Genomic DNA, 19,047 nt, shown 5'->3' on the forward strand with positions numbered 1-19,047 from the left:
GACAGAGGTGACATATGGCATCGGTTGCAGAATTGCTGCGTGCGAAAGCTTCCCGGACAGTGTGGTCGATCGAGGCATCCGCTTCGGTTTACGACGCGATATCGATCATGGCTCACAGGGAGGTTGGAGCGCTCATCGCCGCGCACGACGGGCGCATAGCCGGCATCGTGACGGAGCGCGATTACGCCCGGAAGATCGTTCTGATGGAACGCTCGTCAACGAATACGCCTGTGCGCGACATCATGTCGACGGCGGTGCGTTATGTCAGTCCGGAGCAGACGACGGACGAGTGCATGGCGATCATGACAGAACATCAGATTCGCCATCTGCCTGTGATCAGCGCAGGGCAGGTGACAGGAATGGTGTCGATCGGCGACCTGATCAAGAACCTGATTTCCGAGCAGGAACACACCATCCGGCAACTGGAGCACTACATCCACGGCAACGGTTTTCACGCCGCTTTTGATGGATCGAAGGCACAACCAGCGGCGAGCTTGCGTAGCTAAAAATATTACTGTTCGTAATGTATTTGCGCGCGCAAATGGAGCGCGTTGCGGGCAGTTTCGCGACTCATCGAAAGAGGTTTTTATGTACACGCAAATCATCAACGAATTACGACGTGCTGCCGGTGCAGTCACGCGCGGGACGGCCGCGCTCGGTCTGGCGGGACTGCTGGCGCTGGGCGCCGTGGCGTCGAACGACGCCGAGGCGAAGCGCGTAGGCGGGAGTCAAAGCATCGGGCGGCAGTCGCAGACGGCGTCGCCGTCTGGACAAGCGCAGCGAAGCCAACAGGCACAGCCGGCACAACAGGCCGCGCAGGCGCCTGCTGCGGCAGCGGGTAACCGCTGGATGGGCCCGCTGGCTGGTCTCGCTGCGGGCCTTGGGATTGCAGCATTACTGTCGTCGTTTGGCCTGGGCGAAGGGCTGGCGCAGATGCTGTCGAATGCGTTGCTGATCGGGGCGGTGATTTTCGCCGGCGTGATGCTATTCCGCTTTATCGCCAACCGGCGTCGTCCGGATCTTGCCTATGGACACGGTCCCGTGAACCGCCAGCAAACGAACGGCTCACGGTTTCTGAATCAGATCCCGCAAGCGCGGCCTGAAGCGAACTTGCGGGGCAGGCCGAACGCGGCGATGGGTTCGACGGGAGCAGCGGACACGGAGAGGACAACGGGACTACCACTCGAGCAAGATCAGGCGGCGTTTCTTGTATCGGCAAAGACCTTGTTCATGCGCCTTCAAGGCGCATGGGACCGGAACGAGCAGGGTGACCTGTTCGAATTGACGACGCCGGAGATGTTCGCGCAAATCAAGCGGGACCTCGAAGCGCGGGGTCGCCAGGTGAGTCATACGGAAGTCACGCAACTTGACGCGGAAGTGCTTGGCACAGAACGCAATGCGGATGAAACGCTGGTTAGCGTTCGCTTTTACGGTCAAATGCGGGAAGACGATGCGCCGACTGCCCAGCCGTTCCAGGAAGTCTGGAACATGGTCAGCGACGCACGTGGCAACCAGGCGTGGCGACTGGCCGGCATTCAGCAAATTGACGGATGAGAGCGTAGTTGAAACCGGCAGCGGCCTGCTGCCGGTTACTCGTGAGGGTCGTGCGTGCCGCGGAACTACCTGAGACCAACCTTTCGCCAGCGGCCGTGCGTGAGAAAGTCGAGCGCCACTTGCGGAGCGGCAAACGCTGGGCGCATGAGGCGATAGTCGGCCATCTCCGGCCGTTCGCCCGCACCAACAAATGGACACTCAAACGGCCGCTCCACCCAGGAAGCGGCCTACCTGGGTCCGTTGATCAATCGATCAATCGCATGGACATCACGAGGGTGGATGCGGTACCGATGCGCTCTGTCCGAGCGCGGAAAGAGCGCGACTGCCAGCGCCGAAGCACCGAAGCACGCCCAAACGGCCCGCGTACGTCGAGCCTATCTGCGACCTCTTCGTTTCCGGGAGCAGGAGACATCTCAGCGCCCGGTTGATCGATCGATTCCACAAGCTCCCGATGGGGCGACTCTAGCAGTCGGCTCGGGATAACGGCGACACTGCGCCGCGATGAGTTACCGCCGCGCGCACAGAAGTACTCCATCGGGGCGACGGGAACCGCAGCCGCGTCGGCCGCTTAGCCGATGGCGGTGGCCGCCGGAATCGTGAAGTAGAAGCGAGCACCGCCATGGGCGGATGCGTTGTCCGCCGCGATGCGCCCGTGGTGGGATTCGAGGATCGAGCGGCAAATGGGCAAGCCCAAGCCCATGCCGTTTTCCTTGGTCGTGAAGAAGCTCTCGAAGAGGCGGTCGACGTGCTCGGGGGCGATGCCCGGCCCGCTGTCCTCGATAGCGCAGCACAGGGTGGAGGCATCCCGCACGGTGGTCGTGATGGTGATCTTGCGCTCCGGGCTTCCCGCTTGCTCCATCGCCTGCATGGCGTTGACGAGGAGGTTGACGATCACTTGTTGGAGCTGGATGCGGTCAGCGAGCACCTTCAACCCTCCCACAGCAAACTGGTTGCGATACCGTGACGCCGCGTGACCGGATTTCAGGACGTAGAAACACAAGGGCTTCATCGATGAGCTCGTCAAGCGACACCAGCTTGTGCTCGGGCACTCGCCGGACCGCCATCTCGCGAATGCGGACAAGGATGTCCACACAACGCCGCGCGTCGGCTGTGATGCGCGCGCTCGCTTCGAGCGCCTGCGCTATGTTGGGCACTTGCCGGTCGATCCAGTGTCGACCGGCTTCGTTATTCGTGCAGATAGCGGCGAGCGGCTGCTTCAGCTCGTGGGCGATTGAGGCGGTCAGTTCGCCCAGCGTCGAGACGCGCGCGGCATGTGCAAGGTCCGCCTGCACCTCCCTAAGCGCTGCCTCGGCACGCTCACGGGCGGCGACTTCCGCCAGCAGCGCTTCACGCGCTTCCAACTTCTTGCTCAGGCCGACTCCAATGTGGACAAAGCCTCCGGTCACTATTAGCACGCTGATGGTGATACAGCGGTTAGTCCAGTCAATCCAGTCGAAATGTGGGTGCCCTACCGGTGTGTTTCCCGCAGCAAAACCGACCACCGTCAGCACCGCCGTGACCGCAGTACCGCCCCACAACCATCGAGCGGACCGAGTCCAGGCCAGGGCCACAATTACACATACATAGAAAATCGCAGGATTGATGTCGCCTGGCGAGTAGTAGTCCACGCCAAAGATGAGCATGGTTAATACGCCGGCCAGGGCCTTGACCCGTGCAGGGGGGAGACCCTGAAGCAGGCCCCATTTTGTTCTCGCTCGACCAAAAGAACGGGGCTCGCGCCCGATGATTTCTGTGACCTGATGAACGCGGGATCTCGTCGCCTCCTTGATCACGGTTTTCGCTCCTTCGGATTAGGGAGTGCAAGTGCCGCACCTCGATGGCTCAATCATAGGTCACCTACCGCCAGGTTTCGGTTGTGGTAGGCGTTAGCTGTCACGCAGAGCGAACGCCCGGAGCTGACCGGGTCGAGGCCGGTCTCCACCCCGATCATGCTCGATAACGGCCATTCGCCGGCGCCGTGCTACCAGCCGGAATGGCGCTGTACGTTGTCGGCCGGCATGAAGGCGCGGATGACCGTTGAACATTGGAAGCTGCCATTGAGGTGTACAAGGGTCCAGCGGCCGGATCGGGGCGATGCCGGCCTCTCGTTGCCACGCACGCCGCTCGCTCAACATACGCAATCACCGATCCAGGCACGACGCCGACAGCCACGTCGGTCCCGCCGATGCCCGGCCTTTCTGGCCTAAGATATTTCAAAGGAGCATCCGTGCGAGGGGCATCATGAAAGCACTTATCGTTGCTGCGACATTGACGGCTGGCTGTTCCCTCGCCTACGCGCAGACTTACCCGCAGGAAGCGCTGGCTGACCAAAGCATGGGGGCCTATAGAGCGCAATTGGAAGCGCAGAAGCAACAGATCGAACTCCAGAACGAACAACTCCAATTACTGAAACAACAGCGCGACCTGGATTTGCTGAGGCAGCAGCGCGAACTGAATTCGCTGAGACAACAGCGCCAATTCGACTTGCTCAGACAGAAGCGCTAGATCGCTTTGAGGCGCGGCACCCGCCTCAAGATCCGGCTTGGCAACGGCCATTGCAGCGCCGAACGCTCAGTCTGTGTGGCGCCACTGGAGGGCATCAGGCGTTGAAGTCCTATACGCAAGAAAGGCGTTCCTGCTCGCACCAGCCGAACGTCGCGACCGACATCGTGTTCGAAGCGGGGAAGAACTGCTTGTCATATCGATCGAGGGCGGCGGGGCGGATCAGCGCAAATGTCCCCGCCGAAGGTCGCTCTCGCGCGCGGCGACCGCTCACATGACGTGGACGAGATTAATGTAACTGCTTCTTCAGATCGCTCAGTTCGGCGGGGACGGGCAAAAATAGCCTTCCACCTCGCCCCGACGGCCATAGCCATAAGTAAAGCGGACCCATCATCGGCTTTTTTATTGCTTTACCCGCTCCTCGTTCTACCCGACAGTCACCTCAGCGCGCCGCCACGGCAGCTTGCAGCCGAAACGCGATTGATCAGTGCTGACGGCTACCTACGACAATGATGACCTGCATTGCAGAAAATCTGCGGGTCCGGGAGACGAGACGATGAGTCATGTGGAAGCTCCCAATAGCGAAGATATCGATGTCTGGTTATCTAAATTATCAGAAAGACCAGGCATCGAGATGAAGACTTCAATTAATGATTAGATCCCGGATTGCTTTTTATATTTAACCGACATTCATACTGGATTCGATATGTCTAACCATGTGATTTTGCCGCGCATCCTCCAGGTCGGCGCCAACGCCAGCGAGACAGTTCCCACGGTTCTGGCGACTCTCGGCTGCAGTCGACCTCTGATCATCACCGACAAGATGATGGTGCAGCTGGGCTATGCCGGGCGCATTCAGGAAAATCTCGCCGCCAATGGCATGACAGCCGAAATTTTCGCTGATACGGTCCCCGAGCCCACGGTTGACTCGATTCGAGCTGGCGTGGAGAAGGCTCGCGCAGGAGACTACGACAGTATCATTGCACTGGGCGGCGGCAGTCCGATCGACAGCGCCAAGGCGATTGGCATTCTTGCCAAGCATGGCGGAGAAATGCGCGACTATAAATTTCCGCGCGTTGTTACCGAAGTTGGGTTGCCCATTATCGCGGTGCCCACCACTGCGGGAACCGGCTCGGAAGTGACCCGTTTCACGATCATCACTGACCAGCAGAACGACGAAAAAATGCTCTGTGTGGGCATCGGCTTCATGCCCGTGGCAGCCTTGGTCGACTATAACCTGACCCTCAGCCTGCCGCCGCGCGTCACCGCCGATACGGGTATTGATGCGCTGACCCACGCGATCGAAGCCTACGTCAGCCAGAAAGCCAACCTGTACAGCGACAGTCAGGCCCTGGCGGCCATGCGCTTGATTGGCCCCAATCTGCGTAAAGCCTATCGATCCGGCCAGGATACGGGCGCCCGCGAAGCCCTGATGCTCGGTTCGACGCTCGCGGGTGTGGCGTTCTCCGCTGCATCCGTGGCGCTGGTACACGGCATGAGTCGACCGATCGGCGCTTTTTTCCACGTTCCCCATGGCCTGTCCAACGCCATGCTGCTGCCCAGTGTGACCGCGTTCTCGATCCCGGCGGCGGAAGAACGCTACGCTGATTGCGCTCGTGCCATGGGCGTGGCCGACAGCCAGGACAGTACGCAGGCCGCCAACGTCAGGTTGCTCGCTGAATTGCGGTCGATCAACGATGACCTTCAGGTGCCGACGCCCGAACAATTTGGTATCGACCGCGAGCGCTTCTTCAGCTTAATGCCGACCATGGCACAGCAGGCTCTGGCCTCTGGCTCGCCTGGCAATAACCCACGCGTGCCCTCGGTCGCGGAAATGGTCGAGCTCTACCGCGGTCTCTGGTAAGCGAATTCCCCCTCAAAAAACCGCATCTGATCTGTCGAAGTGACGGTCATTCAGATGCAACAACAACTCTTGCCATCGGGAGGCAAAACCCTATTCCCATCGCCCGTTTTTGTGGCACTTAGAACCTGTTCCAATCCCAGCAAGGAGTATGAAATGCAGCCCTTCAACGACGACGCAGACGTGGTTCACTTCATCAACGGTCGCCGCGTGCCTGGCTCAGGCACTCGAAAGCAGCCGATATTCAACCCCGCGACCGGTTCTCCGGCACGCATGCTGCACCTCGGCGACGCGTCCGACGTAAGTGCCGCCGTAGCGTCGGGGAAACAGGCGTTCCAGGGATGGAGTAATACGCCACCCATCCGTCGCGCGCGCGTCATGCGCCGCTTTCTCGAACTGATGAACCAGCACAAGGACGAACTGGCAGCGATCATGACCGCCGAGCACGGAAAAGTGTTCAGCGATGCGCAAGGCGAAGTGGCACGGGGCATCGATGTGATCGAGTTTGCCTGCGGCATTCCGCAATTGCTGAAGGGTGACCATACGGAACAGGTGTCGACCGACATCGACAACTGGACGACCCGGCAACCGCTCGGCGTTGTCGCGGGAATCACGCCTTTCAACTTTCCGTGCATGGTTCCTTGCTGGATGTTTCCGATCGCGATTGCCGCAGGCAATGCGTTCATTCTGAAGCCCAGCGAGCGTGATCCCTCAGCGTCGCTCTACATGGCCCGCTTGCTGCAGGAAGCCGGGTTGCCTGACGGAGTGTTCAACGTCGTGCAAGGGGACAAGATAGTCGTGGATGCTCTGCTCGAACATCCTGACGTAAAAGCGATCAGTTTCGTCGGTTCGACGCCGATTGCCAACTACATCTACGAGACGGGGGCAAAGCACGGAAAACGGATCCAGGCGCTTGGCGGAGCGAAGAATCACATGGTTGTGATGCCCGACGCTGACATTGATCAAGCCGTCGACGCTTTGGTCGGCGCAGGCTACGGCTCCGCGGGGGAACGGTGCATGGCGATCTCGGTCGCAGTCCTCGTAGGCGACGTTGCGGACAAGCTGATTCCGCGGCTCGCTGATCGAGCACGCTCCGTAATAGTAAAGAACGGCACGGAGCCCGACGCCGAGATGGGGCCGATCGTCACACGTCAGGCGCTGGAACGCATTGAAAACTACATCGCGATTGGCGTCGAAGAAGGCGCGTCGCTGGTTGTCGATGGACGTGGCCTCAAAGTTCCGGGGCACGAGGAAGGCTTTTTTACCGGTGCCACGTTGTTCGACCACGTCACGCCGGAGATGCGAATCTATCAAGAGGAAATCTTCGGACCGGTGCTGTCCTGCGTCCGTGCGAAGGACTTTACAGAGGCCGTCGACCTGGTCAACGCGCACGAATTCGGCAATGGCGTCGCCTGTTACACTCGCGACGGACACATAGCGCGCGAGTTTGGCCGGAGAATTGAGGTTGGAATGGTTGGCATCAACGTACCGATTCCGGTACCGATGGCGTGGCACGGATTTGGCGGCTGGAAGCGTAGCTTGTTCGGTGACACGCACGCGTATGGAGAAGAAGGCGTCCGGTTCTATACGCGTCAGAAGTCAATCATGCAACGCTGGCCGGAGAGTATCGAGCAAGGTGCCGAATTCGCGATGCCGACGGCGAGGTAGTCTTTCCACTGCAAAACCCGCTACAGCTCCCGTGCTGCCACATCCCGGCACGGGAGAGCACACCACCACCGGTCCTGAAGTCGCAGACCTTCAAAGCCGATCTGAATCGCCCGACATCATGCGCTACGGCAAATGTCGACAACCGTGCGACCGCTCAGCTTTCCATCCATCATTTGCACCGCTGCCTCCGGCACGTCGTGCAACGCTATCCGGTGCGTGAGTTCGGCGAGCTTTGCTCGATCCAGATCCGCAGCGAGCCGATTCCACGCTATCTGACGATGAGCGATCGGACACATAACCGAGTCGATGCCCAACAGTTTTATACCGCGCAGAATGAAAGGCGCAACGTTCGCCGGGAACTCCATGCCTTGCGCGAGACCGCATGCCGTTACGGCGCCGCCATATTTCGTCTGTGCGCATGCGTTGGCAAGCGTATGCGAGCCGACAGAATCCACCACCGCCGCCCAGCGCTCTTTCTGCAACGGCTTGCCGGCTGCCGACAGCGAGTCCCGATCGACCACATCGGCGGCGCCGATACGCTTCAGAAAATGCGCCTGCTCCGGCTTGCCCGTCGATGCCACGACCGTAAATCCCCAACTGCTCAATAGCGAGATTGCCACGCTGCCCACACCGCCGCTCGCGCCGGTCACGAGGACTTCACCGTCGGCCGGCTTGACACCGGCCTGTTCCAGCGCAAGGCAGGATAGCATCGCCGTGTAACCGGCCGTCCCGATTGCCATGCTTTCGGCCGTTGATAGTCCCTGCGGTACCGCAATCAGCCAGTCGGCCTTCAGGCGGGCTTTCTCTGCGAGGCACCCCCAGTGTGTTTCGCCGAGGCCCCATCCGTTGACGAGGACAATATCTCCCGCTTTCCAGCGAGAATCTGTCGATGTCACCACCTCGCCGGCGCCATCGATACCCGCGACCATTGGCCAGGCGCGTACGACCGGACCGCGGTTCGTGACCGCTAGCGCGTCCTTGTAGTTAAGCGTCGAGTGCGCGATACGAATGAGCACTTCGCCGGCTGCGAGGGGATGCTCGTCGAGGGTTCGGTCATCGAGGCTGGTAACCCCGGCCGAAAAACCGTTGTCATTCTGCTGCAGATAAAGGGCTGAAAAAGCCATGCTTGACCTCTTTGACGGTAAACGCAGGCGGTCAGGCATGGCGAAGTGATACATCCGGACAACATAAACCATGCAAGGATGTACCACTGCGCCATGCCTGACGGCTTCCACGGGCATAAGGCGACAGGTGCCGCGGCAAGCAATGTCACGTCGCTATCTGTCGCGCCGCGCTTCTGGACCTCAGCCACTCCATCGTCACCAGAAGCAGGCTCGAAAATACAATCAGAATTGTCGCAAGGGCAGCAATCGTCGGCGTAATGTTTTCCCGGAGGCCGATGAACATCTGCAACGGCAATGTACCTTGTGTCGGACCCGCGATGAACATCGTGATGACGACATCATCGAGCGACGTGGCGAATGCAAACAGGGCTCCAGAAATAACGCCCGGCGCAATGATGGGCAGGGTGACGGAGAAGAACGTCGTGACGGGCGACGCACCGAGGCTCAGGCTCGCGCGCACGTAATTCTGGTTGAACCCGGCAAGGGTGGCGTTGACAGTGACCACCACGAATGGAGCAGCGATAGCGGTATGACCCAAAATCAGACCAAGGTACGACCCGGCTAAGCCCCACTTCGCAAAGAACAGATACATCCCGACGGCAGTGACGATCACCGGCACGATCATCGGCGAGATCAAAATGCCGATCAGCGCGCCCTTGCCTTTGAACGTCGCCTTGTTGAGGCCCAACGCGGCCAACGTCCCGAGGACAGTGGCCGAGATCGTGGCAAGCGGGGTTACGATGAAGCTGTTTTTTCCGGCACGAAGCCAGTCAATCGAAGTAAACAGATTGTGGTACCACTTGAACGAAAACTTGTGTATCGGATAGACCAGGAATGTATTGTCCGTGAAAGAAAGCGGGATGATCACCAGTATCGGCAAGACCAGAAAAAGCAGGATCATGACATTGGTCGATCGCAAAAAGTAGTGCCACGCGATCTCGGGAGCCGATGTATAAGGTGCAAAACGCGATACGGTCGTTTTCATGGTCCTAACCTACCTTCAGTTCGTTGCCAACGATCTTTCGATAAACACCGAAAAGTATCAACGTCACGAGAAGCAGAACCGCTCCCAGTGCGCACGCCATCCCCCAGTTCAAGGCCACATTCGTGAAATAGGCGATGTAGTAGCTCACCATCTGGTCGCCGGCTCCGCCCAGCAATGCCGGAGTAATGTAGTAGCCCAAAGCCGTGATGAATACCAGCAGTCCGCCGGCGCCGACTCCTGGCAGCGTTTGCGGAAAGTAGACCTTCCAGAACGCGCCGAACGGGTGACTACCCAGCGAGATCGCTGCCTTCGTATAGCTGGCCGGCACTGATTTCATGACGCTGTACAGCGGCAGAATCATGAACGGCAGGAGGATATGAGTCATCGAGATCAGCACCCCCGTCCGGTTGAACAGCAGTGTCAATGGAGACGATATCAGGTCCAGCGACAGCAACGCCTTGTTGACGAGGCCCGATCCTTGAAGGATGACAATCCAGGCGGAGATCCGCACGAGGATCGAAGTCCAGAAGGGAAGGAGCACCAGGATCATCAGCAGATTTGCCTTACCCGCCGGCAGACTGGAGATCCAGTATGCCAGGGGGTAGCCGAGGAGCAGCGCGGCGAGCGTTACCAGGCCGCTAATCACGAACGTTCGCTTGAATACCTCCCGATATGCCGAGGCGCCTGGATCAACCGGAACGATGTCACCGGCAGAATTGCGACGGTAGTCCATCGTCGCGAGGAGATACTGGCTTGTGTATCGGGATGAATCTTTAGCGATTACCTGCCAGTAACCGGGATCTTCCCAACGCCTGTCGATTTCGATCAGCTTTTGTCGAACCTCGTGCGCAGGCAGCGCCGAATCATCGTCGCCGAACGGAAGTGCGCTGGAAGTCTTGTAAAACAGCGAACGGAAACCCTCCTTCTGCCCGTTCAGTCGACCGGCAGCGGTACCCGAACTGTTGTTCCCGCCGTTGCGCTCGATATCCAGCATCAGCCCGCGAAAAGCGTCATCCGGAACTGCCGATTTCCGATCCCAGTTTCGCAGCGCCGCCGTCGTGTCTGGCAACGCGTCAACGACTTCCGGACTCTGAATAGACCGCGAAATCATGGATGCAACGGGCATCACGAATACCAGAAGAATGAAAATAGCAAGAGGAGCGACCAGCGCCAGCGCCGCCATTTGCTTACGTAAATTCACGTTCCTAAGCGATCGCTTGAGCTCACGCAAATGCCAATCCTGCTGCTGAGTAGTTACCGCGCTCATGTCTCTCTCCTTCGCGTACCCATGCGTTCGAGCGATGGGTACGCGATTCGCGTTATTTCGCTGCCCACGCGGTGAAACGCTGTTCTAGCGCATCACCGTGGTCGGTCCAGAACTCTACGTCGTTGGGGATAGCGGTTTTGCCGTTCTTCGGCGAGTTAGGCAGGTTTTCAAGAGTGGCTGCATCGAGCAACTTTAAAGCGTTCTTGTTGGTTGGCCCGTACGGAATGTGCCGCGCGAACGCAGCTTGAGCCTGAGGTTCGAGCACGTAGGCAATGTACTTCTCGGCTGCATCCTTATTTTTCGAGCCCTTCGGAATCACGAAAAAGTCCAGCTCATAGATGCTTTGGTCCCACGAGATACCCAGGTTCTTGTTCCCTGCCCGCATTGCGGCGTCGATGCGGCCGTTATACGCGGTGGACATCGAAACGTCACCGGCGACCAGGAACTGCGGCGGCTGTGCGCCAGCCTCCCACCACTGAATGTGTGGCTTGAGCTCGTCCATCTTCTTGAACGCCCGATTGACGCCAGCCTCCGTGCCCAGCACGGTGTACACGTCTTTTGCCGGAACGCCATCTGCCATCAGTGCGAACTCGAGGTTATAACGCGCCTCCTTCTTCATGCCACGTTTGCCAGGAAATTTCTTGACGTCCCAAAAATCCTTCCAGCCCTGTGGCGTGCCCTTCGTCAGCGTCGGGTTGTATGCGAGCACGGTCGACCACACGAATGTGCCGGCAGCGCAGGGAGTCACCGATCCAGGCACCAGATCACCCTTTTTCGCGATTTTCGACCAATCGAGCTTCTCGAAGAGTCCGTCCTGACAGCCGCGTCCGATGTCTGCCGACTCGACTTCAACGACATCCCACGTGACATCTTTGGCGTCGACCATCGCTTTGACTTTGGCCATTTCGCCCGTGTACTCAATCGCAATCGTCGGAATACCGCTCGCTTTCGAGAACGGTTCAACCCAGGCAGCCTTCTCGGCGTTCCCCACGGCGCCACCGTAATTGACCGTCGTAAGGCCATCGGCCAATGCGAAAGCGGAACAACACATCATGGCAGCCACGCCGACCGTATTTCTAAAGAACCTCATTTCGTTCTCCTTGGCACAAGGTGATTTCGCTACGCGTGGTCAATTAAAGACTCTCAGATGATCTTCATGAAACGACAACGCGATTCGATTTCCCGGTTGGACATGGGCCGCCCCGTCCTGCCCGAGCGGAACCTTCACGAAACACTCTGTTTCTCCGGGGCAGCGGCAGCGTAGCCGGACGTGATCGCCGAAGTAGATCATCCCAAGCGTTTCGCTGTTGATGACATTGCGCTGCTGTTCGGATTGCCGTCCAATCGAAAGCCGCTCGGGACGGATCACCCCTGTGGCGTGGCTACCCACATTGAGCCCGGCAACATTCAGCGCACGTACGGTCGTACCGTCTGCAATGCGCAACTCGCAATAATTACCATCCCGGCTTACGACGGTGCCTTCCACCCGGTTACTGTCACCAATGAAGTTGGCTACAAACAGATTCCTCGGCGATTCGTAGAGCGAGTCGACCCGGTCGAGCTGTTGGATCACCCCCTGATCAAAGACCGCTACTCGATCAGACATCGTGAGCGCCTCACCTTGATCGTGTGTGACGTACACAAAGGTCAGGCCAAGAGATTCGTGCAATGCCTTGAGCTCTATCTGCATGTGCTCGCGCAGCTGTTTGTCCAGCGCGCCAAGCGGTTCGTCCATCAGCACAAGCTTTGGGTTGAACACCAACGCACGCGCAAGCGCCACTCGCTGTTGCTGACCGCCTGAGAGCTGACCTGGCATTCGCTTACCCAGCTTTTCCATGTGGACCATCTCGAGCGCCCGCTTGACGCGCGCGGCCCGCTCGTCTGGCGGCATCTTGCGAACCTTGAGGGGATACTCGAGGTTCTGTCCGACGGTCAGGTGTGGAAAGAGTGCATAGTTCTGAAATACCATTCCAATGTCGCGTTTATGCGGTGGAATACGATTAAGTAACTGACCATCCAGCCAGATTTCTCCATCGGTTGGGTATTCAAACCCGGCGAGCATCATGAGACAGGTGGTCTTTCCCGAGCCGGACGGACCAAGCAAAGTGAGAAACTCCCCCTTCTGGATGTCGAGATTCAGGTCTTTGACGACGAGTGTTTCTCCGTCGTATGTCTTCCGAACATTGCGGAAGCTCACAAATGTGTTGCCCTGGTCTTGCATGATCGTTACCCTCAATGTCTTTCGGTGCGGAAGGCACCTGGCAGCGCAGGCGGTAGTGCTGTGTCTGCAGATCGGCTGCGGCGACAGGGAGGCGCGCAGGGTACCTCCTTCCCCGTGCCTCGCCATGGGCGTTTTCGCGCCATGTGCTGCGTAGCTCGATTGAGGTTCTCGATAACGATTTCTGCGCCTCGCCGGGTGTTTTCGGTACCCGGGAGCTTGCGGTGTCGTACGTGCATCTTCGTCTCCAATCTTATAAATATTCGAACACCCCTTCGCTACAGCCTTTTTTCTTCTAGGGTGCTTGCTGCTATCGGCCGCGATTTGTTCCGGCTTGCCCGCAACGGTGATGTGTTCAGCTGGGCAAGTACTCTTCGCACCAGCTTTCGCCGACCGCCCCTCGCGCAATCAACGTCGCAATCTGGGTATCGCTGTAGCCCATCTTGCGCAGAACCCCTCGGGTCGAGGCACCAAACTTTTCTGCTGGCGCCAGTGCGCGGATCGGAGCAACGTGCGGGCGAATCGCAAAAGGATCGAGTTGGATGACGCGTCGTCCACTCGGATGCTCGGCATACACACTGAATGAATAGCTGGCGTTATCGATACCCGGACGATTGTCTGCAGGGCGGCTGTAGCGTTGGCGCAAGTTGTCGATATTGTCCGGAATGGCTGCCGCCACATTGGCCGCTTGCAACCGCGTCTGCCAGGTTTCGGCGGAGGCCGTGGCGAACGCGGAACTGAGAAACGCTGCGGGATCTGCCGCGTCGCGGATGCCCGTCAGCCCCTCTACGGCGTTTAGCTTGTCCAGTTCCTTTTCGCTGGCGTCCACATACAACCAGTCATCCGCGGCCCGAAAGAAGCGTGACAGGTTGCCAAAGCCCTGGGCGCTACGGCCGGAAGGCTCATCGAACGGGGCCCGCCGTGGGTAGTCGTAGCAGAAGGGAATCTGCACCAGGTTGCCGAGCGATGCCAGGGAGGTCCGGGCGCGGCTGATCTGGCCGGTTCTGGCTTTGCGATATAACGCGGCGGCAACGCCGAGCGCTGCAGCGAACCCGCAATTCACGTCAATGGTTCCGACGTGAGCGTGTTCCTCTGGCGTTGCCATGCCGCCGCCGAAGCGCAGCATGATGCCGGTGCTGGCCTGGATCAAGTCGTCGTAACCGAGATAATCGGTCCGCGGGCCGCGACGCGGTCCCCCAAAGCAATCCAGTTGACAGAAGATCACGCCAGGGTTGACGGCCTGGAGACTGGTTTCGTCAAGACCCAAAGGTGCCAGTTGACGATCCGGTGCATTCATCACGATCACATCGACCGAACGAACCAATTGGTTAAACACCTCGCGTCCGTCAGGGTGGTTCAGGTCGACCAGGACGCTTTGCTTGCCGCGGCCCGAAGACATGCCAAAGACCACCGTGTTCCAGGGATCATAGTTGGGCGTTACGGGGTCGAGCTTGATAACCTCGGCGCCGAACCGGCCGAGGTAGGAGGTCGAATGCGGACCCGCGATGACATTGGTCAGATCGAGGACACGCACACCGTCAAGCCAGCCGCCAACATGCTGTTCAGATGGGGGCGGCAGTGCCGTGGGCGCGCACTTATCCAGGATGGCCAGGGCTTCTTTGAGACTCACCGTGCGGCGTGAATCGGGCGAGAGCATCAAGTCGGCACTGTCTTCCAGCCAAGCGATCGCGCCGGGCTGTTTCATGTTGCCGTACTGGTGGTCGTCGACATCGACCACCAGACCCGCGGCGTTGGCGTGCTCGTCATGCAACCATTCTTGAGTCGATCGGTGGGGCGCACCGGGAAACCGGCCTTCGCCGAAAATTTTTTCCCACTCGGTCGCTGTCTTGGTCAGGAACACCTCCTTCATGCGTGCCGAAATGCGCCGGGCCCAATGGTCAGGCAACGGGTAGACACCGAGTGAGGCGTCCCCCTCCCACTGAGAGATAGGAAGGTAGGGGTCGCTCACTGTCGGCAGCCCGGCAGATAGCATTTCCTCGTACAACCCCATCGCCTGAAGGCAACGCCTGGCGTGCGAGCGGTGTGACGGGCATACCGCATAGAACTTGCGACCGTCCGCGCACTCGTAGGTGCGGTAAAAGGGGTCGAGATATTCTTGCAGTTCTTCGTAGCTGAGGTTCATCGGAAGATTTTCCGACCGCCGCCGCTCAATTTCCTTTTCGCGCAAGGTCTTGTAGCGTTCGGGATAACCGTCGATCTTGATCGAGTTGTAAGACAGCCCCTCCATCACCGCCGCGGCCAGAGGCACCTCGATTTGATCACCCACTCCCGTGCGCTCCCGCGCTTGCAGAGCGAGTGCCACCGCGGAGACAGCCAGCATGGTGCCGTAGGACGAGGCTAGCGGCAGCGGCGAAAAGCTCGGGTTTATTCCCATCAGTACGCGGTTCTGACCCATATCGGTGAATACCCCGGAGGCCGACGCAATAATCGGCTCGAGGGCGCGCCAGTGACGACGCAACTGGTCGTTGCTGGCGAAGCCAGGGATGGACAGCGTAATGAGCTCGGGCCTTTGACGACGCAGCTCCGCGAAGTCCAGGCCCAACCGGGTCATGACGCCCGGCCGGAAGTTCTCGATCACGATATCGGCACGCGCGATGAATGCCATGGCCGCCTCGAGCCCCTGCGCGGACTTCAGGTCAAGCTGCAAGCAATACTTGTTGCGGTTCAGTACGGCATTGGCCGGGCTGTCCCAAAGCGGCCCAGCAGGGGGATCGATGTGAATGACGGTGGCGCCGAGATCCGCCAGGATCATCGCCACGGCCGGGCCGGCGATGTACTGGCCAAAGTCGATGACTTTCACGCCGCTAAAAGGCAGTTGATCATGCTTTCCCATGGCTCACCGACTCATCTCCAGGACCTGCAGATCTTCCGAAACGCAGGTCGTCATTGTGGTGGGTCGCCGCCAGCACCAATCAACCGCATTTCGAATGCGAGGCGAGGGGCCTTGGCGACGAACTGGGGATCACTGTCGGATACAACGGGGAGCCGGTAAAGCAATAAAAAAAACGAGGATGGGGCTATTTTATTTATGGCTGAGGCCGGCGGAGTGAACACGCAGGAAAATGACCAGTCGATCACTGGCAGCCCGGCGAAATGGACGTGCGATGTCAACCTGCCTGCTCAGTTCCGCGCACGCCCCTCCTGAGCCTTCGCACTCAACCAGGCCACGAACGCCGCGGCATCAGGGTTGACGATGCTGTGAGGAGAATAGACCAGGTAGAAAGCTTCACTGGTCGTAAGCCGGGATTTGAAAGGCGCTATCAGTTGCCCGGTGTCCAGCATCGACTGGACCAGCGACGAGCGCGCCAAGGCCACCCCTTGACCAAGCTCGGCCATTCTCAAAGCAGAGATCAAGGTATCGAACTGCATTCCCTTCGAAGAGTCGACCTGTCCCGCGCCTGCTTTCTTCAACCAGTATCCCCAGCCCTCCTCGTAGCCCAGGACGTGGAGTAGTTCGTGGTAACGGAGATCCTTCGGAGTAGCCAGTGGTGCCTGTTCGGAGGGCAAGAATGGGGCGCAGACCGGCAGCAACGTATCCCAGGTCAGCCGCTCGGCCTTGAGTCCCGTCCATTCTCCATGTCCATAGCGGATTTCCATATCGGCTTCGACGTCGGTCACGCTCGAATCGCCCCCCCATATGTTGCTGGTGATACGCAGATTGACCTCGGGGTGGCGTTCACGAAAGTCGGGTAAGCGCATTGCCAGCCAATGGGTAAAAAACACCAGGCTGACCCGAACGGTAAGGACTCTGCCGTGACCTTGCCCGAAGATCTCTTCAGTTGCGGCCGCCAGTCGCTCTACGGCCTCGTGGACAACCGGCAAATAGGCTAGCCCGGCCTCAGTGAGCTCGAGTCCTCTTGGCAAGCGCTTAAAGAGGACTGCCCCCAACTGCGACTCGAGTCCCTTCACCTGTTGGCTTACCGCCGCCTGGGTCAGGCTCAACTCTGTCGCCGCATGGGTGAAACTGAGATGCCGGGCAGAGGATTCAAATGCGCGCAACCAGTTAAGCGGAGGTAATCGTTTTCTCATTCTGCAGACCGTTTGACTAAAGCTGTCCGACTTCGTGGATTAGTTGCGTCTTGCGGCAACTCAGGATCCATTAGACCCGCGGACGCGGCGGCGTTCCCAGGCGTCGACGAGTGCGTACGCACTCCAGTTGGGCAATCGAACATATGTTAGCGCGGAATTTCGAGCGCTCTGAAATGACAAGCCTGGTGGGGCGGTTTCAAGAGCGTTCTCACAGGCACTCACACGCCCGCGAGCATAAAAAAACCTTGAGCTTGCAACAAGAATCTTTGGCTTTGACGGGCGGCGCGCGCCCCTTAGACTGGCTTCGCAATCATTCGAACCTCAACGGTCACGATGCGAACCACTCCCCCGCAACTCAAGGTCGACGTCTGGCGCGGTAACGACGAAGGCAGCTTTCAGCGCTTCGACGTGCCGCGCATGGAAAGTCAGACCGTGCTCGACGTGGTGATCCACATCCAGCGCCATCTGGATGCGACGCTCTCCTATCGCTTTGCGTGCCGGGTCGGCATGTGCGGTTCATGCGCAATGACCGTGAACGGCCGCGCGCGATGGACCTGCCGCACGCACGTCACCAAAGTCATGAAGCACGCCGGTGACGTGCTCGAAATCGCGCCTCTCAATCACCTGCCCGTCATCAAGGATCTGGCGACGGATATGACCGCCTTCTTCGACAAATGGCGCGACGCGAAGGGCTATTTCAAGGGCGAGCACACGCGTAACGAACCTGCCGCTTGCGTCGATCCCGCCTCCGCCGAACGCAAGGCGGCCGACGCGGGGATTGAATGCATTGGCTGTGGTGTCTGTTATGCGAGCTGCGACGTGGTCGCATGGAACCCCGACTATCTCGGACCCGCCGCGCTCAATCGTGCGTGGACGCTCGTCAACGACGTACGCGACATCCAGCAGCAAACCCGCGTCGCAGCCGTCTCCAACGACGCAGGCTGTCATTCGTGCCATACGCTCGGCTCGTGTACCGAACGGTGTCCCAAGTCGCTGCAGCCGACGGCCAGCATTGCTGGCCTGAAGCGGCTTCGCGGCCATGCGCCGAAAGGAGAACCGCGATGATGAGCGGCTGGCAGTTGCAGCGCCTGTCGGCGATGGTGCTGACCTTATGCGTGGCCGTCCATCTTGTCACCATGATTATCGTCGTGCATGGCGGGCTGAGCGCGGCGAACGTGATCGCGCGTCTGCACGGCAATACGGCGTGGGCGGTGTTCTATTCAGTGTTCGTGCTTGCGTCGTCCGCGCATGTGCCTGTCGGCTTGAGAAGGATCGCCGAGGAGTGGCTCGGCTGGCGCGGGCGCAGCGTCGGGGTGGCGAGCGTGATCGTCGGCATTGCGTTGGCGATTGCCGGTCTGCGCGCGGTCTTCGCGCTGGTAGGAGGGCCGCAATGAGCGACATGGCACGCGCAGCGAAACCAGCAACAGACACGAACCACGCGGGACACCGCACCCCTGGCCGGCGCGCCGACTCGCGCGCGCGCAACCATCCCGCGTGGTGGGCCTTTCTTGTGCACCGTCTGTCCGGACTCGCGCTCGCCTTCTTTCTGCCGCTGCACTTCTGGGCGCTCGGCACCGCTTTGCACGGCGCAGCATCGTTCGAGTCGTTTCTCGCCGTGACGAGGCAACCCGCCTTCGTATTCGCCGAGTGGGGCCTCGTCACGTTGCTGGCCGCGCATCTGTTCGGCGGCGTGCGCATTCTGCTCATCGAATACCGGCCATGGAGCGGTTTGCGCAAGAACCTGATCGCGGCGACAGCGGGCGGCGCATTGGTCATCGGGCTGGCGTTTGCGCTGTCGCTCACGTCGTGAACGCACGG

At 59.5% G+C, this 19,047-nt stretch carries 17 protein-coding genes; 8 read left to right on the forward strand and 9 right to left on the reverse strand.

The window, feature by feature from the left end; translation table 11 throughout:
* Positions 1–14: 14 nt before the first annotated feature.
* Both OKW39_RS01415 and OKW39_RS01420 read left to right on the forward strand, forming a co-directional pair.
* Positions 15–506, forward strand: coding sequence for a CBS domain-containing protein (locus tag OKW39_RS01415; RefSeq protein ID WP_429332190.1), 492 nt, complete (start codon positions 15–17; stop codon positions 504–506).
* A gap of 82 nt (positions 507–588) precedes the next feature.
* Positions 589–1,554, forward strand: a complete 966-nt coding sequence (locus OKW39_RS01420; RefSeq protein WP_429561882.1) for a Tim44 domain-containing protein — start codon at positions 589–591, stop codon at positions 1,552–1,554.
* Positions 1,555–2,122: 568 nt separating this feature from the next.
* On the opposite strand, the gene OKW39_RS01425 is transcribed toward OKW39_RS01420, so the two are convergent.
* Positions 2,123–2,479, reverse strand: coding sequence for a sensor histidine kinase (locus OKW39_RS01425; RefSeq protein ID WP_429561883.1), 357 nt, complete (start codon positions 2,477–2,479; stop codon positions 2,123–2,125).
* Positions 2,469–3,347, reverse strand: coding sequence for a histidine kinase dimerization/phospho-acceptor domain-containing protein (locus tag OKW39_RS01430; RefSeq protein ID WP_429561884.1), 879 nt, complete (start codon positions 3,345–3,347; stop codon positions 2,469–2,471). The genes OKW39_RS01425 and OKW39_RS01430 overlap by 11 nt, the downstream gene beginning before the upstream one ends.
* Before the next feature lie 448 nt (positions 3,348–3,795).
* Between OKW39_RS01430 and OKW39_RS01435 the strand changes: the two genes are divergently transcribed.
* The 3 genes from OKW39_RS01435 to OKW39_RS01445 all read left to right on the forward strand — a co-directional run bounded on the left by OKW39_RS01435 (position 3,796) and on the right by OKW39_RS01445 (position 7,585).
* Complete coding sequence (locus OKW39_RS01435; protein ID WP_090805041.1) at positions 3,796–4,059, forward strand: hypothetical protein; 264 nt, start codon at positions 3,796–3,798, stop codon at positions 4,057–4,059.
* A gap of 703 nt (positions 4,060–4,762) precedes the next feature.
* On the forward strand, positions 4,763–5,920 hold the full coding sequence (locus tag OKW39_RS01440) for an iron-containing alcohol dehydrogenase (protein ID WP_429561885.1): 1,158 nt from the start codon (positions 4,763–4,765) through the stop codon (positions 5,918–5,920).
* Positions 5,921–6,073: 153 nt separating this feature from the next.
* Complete coding sequence (locus OKW39_RS01445; protein WP_090805035.1) at positions 6,074–7,585, forward strand: CoA-acylating methylmalonate-semialdehyde dehydrogenase; 1,512 nt, start codon at positions 6,074–6,076, stop codon at positions 7,583–7,585.
* 116 nt (positions 7,586–7,701) lie between these two features.
* On the opposite strand, the gene OKW39_RS01450 is transcribed toward OKW39_RS01445, so the two are convergent.
* The 7 genes from OKW39_RS01450 to gcvA form a co-directional block, all read right to left on the reverse strand.
* The gene (locus tag OKW39_RS01450) at positions 7,702–8,709 is read right to left on the reverse strand and encodes an MDR family oxidoreductase (RefSeq protein WP_429563436.1); all 1,008 of its coding nucleotides are present in this window, start codon (positions 8,707–8,709) and stop codon (positions 7,702–7,704) included.
* 145 nt (positions 8,710–8,854) lie between these two features.
* A complete protein-coding gene (locus OKW39_RS01455; protein WP_429561886.1) occupies positions 8,855–9,694 on the reverse strand; it encodes an ABC transporter permease in 840 nt (279 codons plus the stop codon).
* A 4-nt stretch (positions 9,695–9,698) separates the two neighbouring features.
* The gene (locus OKW39_RS01460; RefSeq protein ID WP_429561887.1) at positions 9,699–10,961 is read right to left on the reverse strand and encodes an ABC transporter permease; all 1,263 of its coding nucleotides are present in this window, start codon (positions 10,959–10,961) and stop codon (positions 9,699–9,701) included.
* Positions 10,962–11,013: 52 nt separating this feature from the next.
* Positions 11,014–12,051, reverse strand: coding sequence for a polyamine ABC transporter substrate-binding protein (locus OKW39_RS01465; RefSeq protein ID WP_429561888.1), 1,038 nt, complete (start codon positions 12,049–12,051; stop codon positions 11,014–11,016).
* Positions 12,052–12,090: 39 nt separating this feature from the next.
* A complete protein-coding gene (locus OKW39_RS01470) occupies positions 12,091–13,182 on the reverse strand; it encodes an ABC transporter ATP-binding protein (RefSeq protein WP_090805787.1) in 1,092 nt (363 codons plus the stop codon).
* A gap of 352 nt (positions 13,183–13,534) precedes the next feature.
* Complete coding sequence (locus tag OKW39_RS01475) at positions 13,535–16,033, reverse strand: CoA transferase (protein ID WP_429561889.1); 2,499 nt, start codon at positions 16,031–16,033, stop codon at positions 13,535–13,537.
* Between the two features lie 287 nt (positions 16,034–16,320).
* Positions 16,321–17,229, reverse strand: coding sequence for a transcriptional regulator GcvA (gene gcvA, locus OKW39_RS01480; RefSeq protein WP_090805019.1), 909 nt, complete (start codon positions 17,227–17,229; stop codon positions 16,321–16,323).
* A gap of 333 nt (positions 17,230–17,562) precedes the next feature.
* Here gcvA and OKW39_RS01485 point away from each other — a divergent pair, with 333 nt between their 5' ends.
* The 3 genes from OKW39_RS01485 to sdhC are packed head-to-tail and all read left to right on the forward strand — an operon-like array spanning position 17,563 to position 19,039.
* Positions 17,563–18,294, forward strand: a complete 732-nt coding sequence (locus OKW39_RS01485) for a succinate dehydrogenase/fumarate reductase iron-sulfur subunit (protein ID WP_090805017.1) — start codon at positions 17,563–17,565, stop codon at positions 18,292–18,294.
* The gene (locus OKW39_RS01490; RefSeq protein WP_018422881.1) at positions 18,291–18,623 is read left to right on the forward strand and encodes a hypothetical protein; all 333 of its coding nucleotides are present in this window, start codon (positions 18,291–18,293) and stop codon (positions 18,621–18,623) included. The genes OKW39_RS01485 and OKW39_RS01490 overlap by 4 nt, the downstream gene beginning before the upstream one ends.
* On the forward strand, positions 18,620–19,039 hold the full coding sequence (gene sdhC, locus OKW39_RS01495; RefSeq protein ID WP_090805014.1) for a succinate dehydrogenase, cytochrome b556 subunit: 420 nt from the start codon (positions 18,620–18,622) through the stop codon (positions 19,037–19,039). Before OKW39_RS01490 ends, sdhC begins: the two co-directional genes overlap by 4 nt.
* Positions 19,040–19,047: the final 8 nt, after the last annotated feature.

This window comes from Paraburkholderia sp. MM6662-R1, assembly GCF_050436245.1.
Classification (GTDB): Bacteria; Pseudomonadota; Gammaproteobacteria; order Burkholderiales; family Burkholderiaceae; genus Paraburkholderia; species Paraburkholderia tuberum.